Source organism: Leisingera sp. XS_AS12 (assembly GCF_041224635.1).
In the GTDB taxonomy this organism is placed as follows: domain Bacteria; phylum Pseudomonadota; class Alphaproteobacteria; order Rhodobacterales; family Rhodobacteraceae; genus Leisingera.
In genome coordinates this window covers 36,480-44,145 of the sequence record NZ_JBGFGM010000118.1, presented here as the reverse complement: position 1 = coordinate 44,145, position 7,666 = coordinate 36,480, and the positions used below count along the sequence as shown (strand labels likewise).

Below are 7,666 nucleotides of genomic sequence, written 5' to 3'. Positions count from 1 at the left end.
ATAGCCGGTCTCCTCAGCGGTGTGGTCTACGCAAAACCACTGTTGAGACCTGAGACCCGGTTATGGCCACCCGCTGCGCGGTTTGAGGGCTGCGCGCGTGGCCATAACCTCTCAGCGGCCAATCTTCCCGACGTGCTACGGCACGGAATTCACCAGCCGGGCGATCCTGAAATGGGCCGATAGGAACGGCGTGGATTGGCATTACATCGACCCCGGAAAACCGCAGCAGAATGCCTTCATAGAGACATTCAACGGCAGCCTGCGGGACGAGCTTCTCAATGAAGAGATGTTCGATACCCTGGACAATGCCCGCCGCAAGCTGGCGCTGTGGCGATACGATTACAACAACGTCAGGCCGCACTCTTCGCTGGAGAATAAAACACCCCGGCAAGCGCGGCAGGCGCTTGAGCTTTTTGAGGGCTCCGCGCCCGGCGCGCTTGCCAAGCCCGAAACCGACGACTACCAAAATCAAACTCGCAGACTCTCGTCATGAACGAGGGACCAGTGGGGGGCACGTCACTTGGAGTTCATGCCGCCCTTGGTGCGACCAATCAGGCGACCAGCCCCCCCTTTTTCGCGGCCATGCTGGTCGCTGTGCGGTGAGCCTTGAGATAGGTTGCGTCGATCATCACGGTCTTCTCCTCGCCATGCTCGGCGGCCAGTCTGGCCATCATCCGGGCAAAGATACCTCTATCGCTCCACCGCTTCCAACGGTTGTACAAGGTCTTGTGCGGACCGTACTCCCTGGGCGCATCGCGCCAGCGCAAGCCATTACGATTGATAAAGATAATCCCGCTCAAGACACGCCGATCATCGACGCGAGGCTTGCCGTGAGACTTGGGGAAATACGGCTCAAGACGCGCCATCTGTGCATCCGTCAGCCCAAAAATCAGACATGTTCACCGCTCGTTTTGGCGCGGTGAATCACGCAGCGGAACAGAAATCAATGGGTCCTTCTCTATTCGGCGTCCCTTGGTCAAGCGCCTTCGAGCAGTCAATTGCGGCGGGACTTCAGGTCTTTCGCGGGCCCTCGCTTCTCTTCGGGATCGGCACGCTGGCCCTCCCATCATGGGATCAGAAGAGTGAAGCGGTCCAATCTGACTCGCGGCCTGACAGCCATGATACTGCCGGAACTGGACCCATTGCGAACTCGCCTCACCCATCGTCCCGCGAAGGACGCCTTCCCACCTACAGTGGAACTCGAACTCCTTTCCGGGTCGGTCACATTGCGATAGCTCCCTCCCGTGACCAACGGAACTCGCTGCCATCGACCCACATCCTGTGCATGATCACCGAGAGGCGCCGTGCCAAAGCCACGACGGCCTTCTTGAAGCCACTACGTTTCGCGACTCCCATGGCCCAAGCTTTTAGCCATGACCACTTCTTCACCCTGGTCAGCATGGATTGTGCGGCCTCGTACAGCACGGCTCGCATCATTCCGTCGCCACACAAGGACACCCGGCCCACACGTTGACTTTCCCCGGACTGATTTAGAACCGGTGTCAGCCCCAAGACCGGGCCAACCGCTCGCGACCTTCGAAAGCGCGCCGGGATATCAATGGTGCTGACGAAGGCAAGCGAAGTCACCGCCCCAACTCCTGGGACTGTCATCAGGCGCATGCAAACGGCGTCTCCCGTCGCGATTTCCACAACCTCGCGGTGCAGTTTGGCGAAGCCCTCACGGAGCTTGCGCCTTGCCGCGAGTAAGACGCTGATCACCTTCTCCAGTTCTGGCAGTTCCGCGATGAGTTCCAGGGCGCGGGCTTCGAACTGCCCTCTGCCGACGATGCCGACCTTAAGCCCGAAGTTGCGCAGCAGGCCACGTATATCATTCTCAACAGCAATCGCCTTCTCCTGCAAGAGCTTCCGGGCTCGCAGCAGAGCTCGGCGCTGCTGGCTTTCCCGGGTCCTCACATGCACCGGGCGGTATAGGTTGACCCGCATCATCTGCGCGATCCCACGCGCATCATTGCGGTCGGTCTTGTTCACCTGCGCCTTGAGGAAGGCCTTCGCGTGGCGTGTCTCGATACAAATCACCGGAAGCCCCGCGCGCGCCAGCCCTTCGAACAGCCATTGCGACAGCGGACCGGCTTCTAACCCAACCCGCTCGAAATGGACCCCGATGCCGCTCAAGGCTAGAGAGAGGTCCTCGGGGTGGCTCGCAATCTTCATTTCTGAGCAGACTTGGCCGTCGTCATCGACCACACAAATGGCCGTTTCTTTTACTGATACATCCAATCCGGCATAATGCTTCATGCTGCGTCTCCTTCCCTGATGCTTGTGGCTGCTTCACACAGACCACGTATTATCATCAGCTCGAGGCGCAGCACCTACCGGAGACCGAGGCTGGAAGTGGGGCGCAAGCCGAATACCCCATCTGAGCCTAAGGCCTTTGCACCGCCAGGGCCATTGGCGTAACAGCTAGTTGATGGAATACGCAACGCTGAATTAGTTGAGTGGTTCAATAGCGGCTCTGTTGCACAAATTGGCTAATGGCCGGGGTTCCCCAGGCCCTGGACAGACTCATCCCACGGGCTCTGTGACAGGGATGCCGAGCGCGGTGTAGCCGATCAAAACGGCGGTATGGACCGGAAGCTCGGCGACCTGTCGGTCGAAGCCCCGTGCCATGAGGCGCTGCCCCAGCCGTTTCACACAGTGCATCTTCGTTTCGTGCGACGCGCCGACGATGACGGTCTTCCAAGGTTTGACGTTCTTGCGCGGCGGGAGTGAGGAAGGCCCGGAAAGGGTCCGCGGGAGCCTTCCCCTGACGAAGGGCGTGGGCTCTGCGGTCAGCGATTGCATCGTGGCAATTTCGGGTGTCGTAGGCACCGTCGGCAGTGACGCTGCTGATCTGCTCGTACGCCAGAATCTGGTTGGGCAGGTCGGCTGACACCAGCGCATCCATAGCCCGGCAGGCGATTTCTGAAAGAAATCTGCCGAGAGGGGCCGATATGGTTCCCTGTGATCTCTACGGCCCGAACCTCCAGGGTTTCCTCATCAATCCCCAAGTGGATCTTGCGCCAGACGCGCCGCTTGGGACTAGCATGCTTGCGGGCGTGCCACTCGCCTTCGCCCTCCACCTTGATCCCGGTGCTATCGATTAACAGGTGCAGCGGGCCCTTCGCGCCACGGTAGGGGATGTTGACGGCCTGGGCCTTTTGGCGTCCATGCTTGCCTGTCAGCGCGGCAGCCCAGCTCATCTTGGGGTTAAACCAGATCGTTAGCGAGCCGCGGCGCTTGAGCGCTTCATTGTAGGCCGACCATTTTCTGGTCCTTTAGGTCAGGGGGGGAGGTCTGCTCATGCATCCCAGCTATCACGCTGGATTCATGAGCTGAATCTCAGATGGGATTTGTGCAGCAGAGCCGGGGTGTGAGCACTAAGCTGAATGCCGTCTGGAAGGGGCAGGGCAATCCGCCAGACTTGTCCGTTTCCGCCGAGCAGGTCGGTGGTTACACCGGCGCGAGGTGCTGCGTAGCGCTGCGACAAGACAGGCACAGAACATTCCATCGATCGGCAAACTGCCTTTCGTAGCTGTAGACCGACCCCACCTGTCTCGCGCGAGGTGGAGCTGCTGTCAGGTCCTCGAGTGCGCTCTGCCAGCGAGTGGTGGTCGCGGCGTCAATCAATGTGGCGCCTTGGGGCACGTGGTCCGTCAGCCCATCGACGTTGTTGACAAGCAGCCTGCGGCCCGCCACCAGGGTTTCAATGGCCACCAGCCCGTAGGCTTCCCATCGCGACGGCATCACCACGGCGTCGAGGCCGGCCATCGCGGCCACCGGGTCGGCGGCAAAGCCTTTGAAATGAATGCGCGGATCACCGGCGGCAAGTTCGCGGAGCAGGGTTTCTTCGCCACCTTGACCATGGATGTGAAGGGCAACGGCAGGGTTTCGGGTGGCGCGGAAGGCCTTGATCAGCACGTCGAAACCCTTCTGCGGCTCCAGCCGTCCGATGGCGCCGATGGTCCCGACTGGGCCCTCTGGCGGCGCAAGCGCGCGGAACGCGGACAGATCAACACAGGACGGAATGACATGCAGGGCGGCAGGCCGCACGAAGCCCTCGGTCCTCAGCCACTCGCCCTGAGCGGTGCTGACGGCAACGATATCATGGAACATGGCATAGGACGCTCTGAGGAGCGCGCCGAAGCGACGTTTCCGCCGGACATTCAGAGCCGTGAAACTGCGGGTGTAGCTGTGTTCGACGTGAATGAACCGGGCCCTGGGGTTCAAGGTACGCAGAGCCGCCAGCACCGGCATGAGACGCCAGCTGATCGCCAGATGCGAGATGACCACATCTGCCTTCAGATGCCCTGCCGACAGGCTGTTCCGCTTTATCTCCAGCAGGCTGTGATCGGCGTCGCGGGTCAGGTCGGGAGCCGTCATCATGTGGTCGATCACCCGCATCACACCGCCTGCGGTGGTGTCATCAACCAGGTGCGTGACGCGAACAGCCTTCATGATGGGACCTCCGTCCGGCTGCGCCGGGCGGCCAGGTCCATGGTTCGGCGCAAGACCCTCGGCCCGGTGAGGGCGAGCAGCGCGGTGGCCGCGAGCGTTGTCAGTGATTTTAGCGGCTCCTCCCAAAGGGGGCGGAGGGAGCAGGCCAGCCACGCCTTGGCAAGTTGCACAGAACGCCGGCTGTCCAGACCGCTGATGGCCCGGCGGTTGAGATAGCGTAGCTGGTAGACCCGCGCGGCTTTCTCCTGTTGCGCGAAGAATTGCGGGTTGATTGGGGCGAGCTTGCGCACCATCCGCTCCCACGCGGCGAGCTGGCGGTCGGTCGCGGCGGACAGTCCGCCGGAGTGAACCCGGTAGCGTGTCAGCAGGCCCGGGATCCCCTCAAACGCCCAGTTGGTGGTCAGGGCAATGCGCAGCCAGCATTCGATGTCCTCGGACTGGCGGAAGGTCTCGTCGAAAAACCAGTCGCGCTCAGTCTCGGATTGGGGGCGAAAGGCAATCTCGTCCAGAACTGCCCGCCGGATCACAGCGGCGGAGCCGTTGCCGATCGGGTTGCGTTTGAAGATGTGCTTGGCATCGATGTTCTGCAGCCTTGGCCGCTGCGCCTGACCTGTCAGCGCGCCATCCTCCGACATGAAGGCCGATCCGGCATAGCTGATCCCCACCTGGGGGCAGGCCGCCAGATGGCCGAGGTGGCCGGCCAGCTTTTCCGGCTCCCACAGATCATCCGCATCGCAAAAGGCCACCACGCCGCCCTGGGCGCAGGCAATGCCCGTGTTGCGCGCGCCGGCCAGGCCGCGGTTTTTCTGGTGCACCACGCGAAAACGCGGATCGTTGCAGAAACGAGCCGCCACCGCGGCGGTCGCATCCGTGGAGCCATCATCGACCACGATGACCTCGAACTCTGCGCAGGTCTGCGCCTGCAGGGAGGTTAGCGTTTCAGCGAGGGTCTTCTCGGCGTTGAAAGCGGGAACGATAATCGATGTGAACAGCATGATTTAAAAGCTCCGGGAGTTAACGGGAGAACAGGGTGCGGCGCAAAGGTCCCGGCAGGAACGGCGCCAGAACGGCCCCGGCCAAGGTCAGCCCACCCCTGCGGAACGGAGAGAAGAAGCCGCGGGGGCTTCGCAGAATGCCAAGAATCGTTTGCTTGAGCGCATAGGTCCGCCCTGCATTGAGGCGCAGCGAACGGCGGGCCAGATACCGGTGGTGAATGGCATGAGAGGCGGCGCTTGGAACCACGCCAAAGCCTGCGGCGGTTGCGATCGCCTGCTGGCGGCCCGCCCGCATCGCATCAAGGTCCGTGGACAAACCGCCGACAGAGGTGCGGTAGTAGGTGTGCAGGCTGTTGGCTCCCGTCACCCGGGCACCACCGCCGACCAGGCGGATCAGCCACTCGAGATCCTCGTTATGGACCATGGCCTCGTCGAAGCCGCCGCTGGCCGTGAAGACACGGCGACGCACGGCAAAGTTGGACATGGTGCAAACCGGGTTTTCCCCTAGCAGCATGGCGATGCTCAGATCTTGCGGGGGCACTGTCGAAAACACGCTGGCGTCTGCCGGGCTGGCGCGGAAGAATCCGATCTGGCCATAGGCCCCATCAACGGCGCCTTGCCGGAAGATCGCGCGCAGCTGCGCAAGTTTCCCCGGATGCCAGATGTCATCCGCATCGCAGAACGCGATCACCGCGCCGCGGGCGTGCGCCATCGCGCCGAAGTTGCGGGCGGCACTGGGGCCCTTGCCGGGGTTTTGCACCAGCTGGATCCGGGCATCAGTGGCGGCGGCGGCGCGGACCAGTGTGCGGGTCGCATCGGTGGAGCCGTCATCGACCACGATTGCCTCCCAATCGGCGCAGGATTGCGCCTGAAGCCCGGCCAAGGTGTCCCGGATCGTGGCAGCGGCGTTGAAGCTGGGAATGACGATGGAGAAATGGGGCATGTCTCAAACCTCTGCGGTGCGGTGGCGGAAGGCCATGGAAAGGGTCGGCAGCGATGCCAGGGTCATCATCAGCGCGGCGACTGTGGCATAGCCGATGGCAACGGCTGTCAGCCCGTAGGGGGCGAGCAGGCAGGTGTTCAGGATCAGCGCGCCGGTGGTGGCAAGCGTGACCCGGAATTCCTGGCCGGGTCTGCCGTTTGCGCGCAGCCAGCCGGCGGTGGCGGACCACAGGGTGGTCGGAATTGCGACCAGGCATAGGATGGACACCACGCCCTCGATGCCTGCCCAGCCGTCACCGAACAGAACCGGGACGTAGAGCGGGGCCAGCAGCGACTGCGCAATGACGGCCGGGGCAATGATCCCGATCGCCAGCAGCACGCTTTGGCGCAGTGCTTGCAGCTTGTCAGCGCTGGCGCAGAGATGCGGAAACAATACGGTCGAGAAGGCCACCGTGAAGGAGTTGGACAGGCTGAGCCCGGCGTTGAAGGCCATGAAATAGAGGCCGAGCGTTTCGGCTCCCATCAGCGCGCCGACGATGACCTTGTCCGCCTGCAGGCGCAGCGCCTTGACCAGCTCGACGCCCAGCACTGCCCAGCCATAGGACAGGAACGGGCGCAGCGGCGCATAGCCTTGGGAGGGGTCCGGGCGCCAGGGATGCAGGCGGCGCATGGCAACCAGCCAGACCGGTGCCGTCAGCAGGCGCGGCAGTACCAGCACCAGCGCGGAGGGCCAAATCAGCGCCAGCACCACCGACATCAGGTTCGACGCCACGATCTGCATGCCCGAAATGGCCGCCGTCTGGCGCAGCTTACCGGCCCGCATGGCAAGACCCGCCTGCACCAGGCCTGCGGGCATGAACAGGTATTCGCCGGCCAGAATGAGGATCAGCGCCAGCAGCATCGCGCTGCCGCCGCTGGCATACAGCACCAGCCCCGCCAGCGACTGAAGCAGGAACAACCCGAGGCACCAGACCCAGAAAATGCGGTGCGCGGTGGCGCAGGTCTGCTGCAGCTGCGCCGCCGGGGCCGCGATGATCTTTTGGATGACACCGTTTTCCGTCAGCGATTTGACGATATCGGCCGCTGCCAGCGCAGCCGCGGCAATGCCGATCTGGTCCAAATCAAGTGTGCGCGCCACCGCGATCACCACCAGCAACCGCGAAGCCTTGGCCGCAGCCTCGGACGCGCCGTAGGCAAAGAGGTTCTTTGCGAAAGAGGGGATTTCTAGGGTGCGGGGCATCGGGACCTGTCCATGGGGGCTGTTGGATCAAGTG

The 7,666-nt window shown here is 62.8% G+C and carries 5 protein-coding genes and 3 pseudogenes; 1 reads left to right on the top strand and 7 read right to left on the bottom strand.

The features are described from left to right. Positions 1–139 precede the first annotated feature (139 nt). Positions 140–493: pseudogene (locus tag AB9K35_RS18510) on the top strand (integrase core domain-containing protein); the annotation flags it as partial. Between the two features lie 26 nt (positions 494–519). Here AB9K35_RS18510 and AB9K35_RS18505 read toward each other — a convergent pair. The 7 genes and pseudogenes from AB9K35_RS18505 to AB9K35_RS18475 form a co-directional block, all read right to left on the bottom strand. Further along, positions 520–866, bottom strand: a pseudogene (locus AB9K35_RS18505) (IS5 family transposase); the annotation flags it as partial. A 355-nt stretch (positions 867–1,221) separates the two neighbouring features. Beyond that, positions 1,222–2,256: an IS110 family transposase gene (locus tag AB9K35_RS18500; protein WP_369928373.1), complete on the bottom strand. Its 1,035-nt coding sequence runs from the start codon at positions 2,254–2,256 to the stop codon at positions 1,222–1,224. Between the two features lie 267 nt (positions 2,257–2,523). Continuing rightward, positions 2,524–3,302, bottom strand: a pseudogene (locus tag AB9K35_RS18495) (transposase). A 148-nt stretch (positions 3,303–3,450) separates the two neighbouring features. Continuing rightward, a complete protein-coding gene (locus AB9K35_RS18490) occupies positions 3,451–4,455 on the bottom strand; it encodes a glycosyltransferase (RefSeq protein ID WP_369928371.1) in 1,005 nt (334 codons plus the stop codon). Continuing rightward, positions 4,452–5,450 (bottom strand): glycosyltransferase family 2 protein, encoded by a 999-nt coding sequence (locus tag AB9K35_RS18485; protein WP_369928369.1) that lies wholly within the window; start codon positions 5,448–5,450, stop codon positions 4,452–4,454. The genes AB9K35_RS18490 and AB9K35_RS18485 overlap by 4 nt, the downstream gene beginning before the upstream one ends. 19 nt (positions 5,451–5,469) lie before the next feature. Further along, positions 5,470–6,393, bottom strand: coding sequence for a glycosyltransferase family 2 protein (locus tag AB9K35_RS18480; RefSeq protein ID WP_369928367.1), 924 nt, complete (start codon positions 6,391–6,393; stop codon positions 5,470–5,472). 3 nt (positions 6,394–6,396) lie between these two features. Further along, on the bottom strand, positions 6,397–7,632 hold the full coding sequence (locus AB9K35_RS18475) for an oligosaccharide flippase family protein (RefSeq protein ID WP_369928365.1): 1,236 nt from the start codon (positions 7,630–7,632) through the stop codon (positions 6,397–6,399). Positions 7,633–7,666 lie beyond the last annotated feature (34 nt).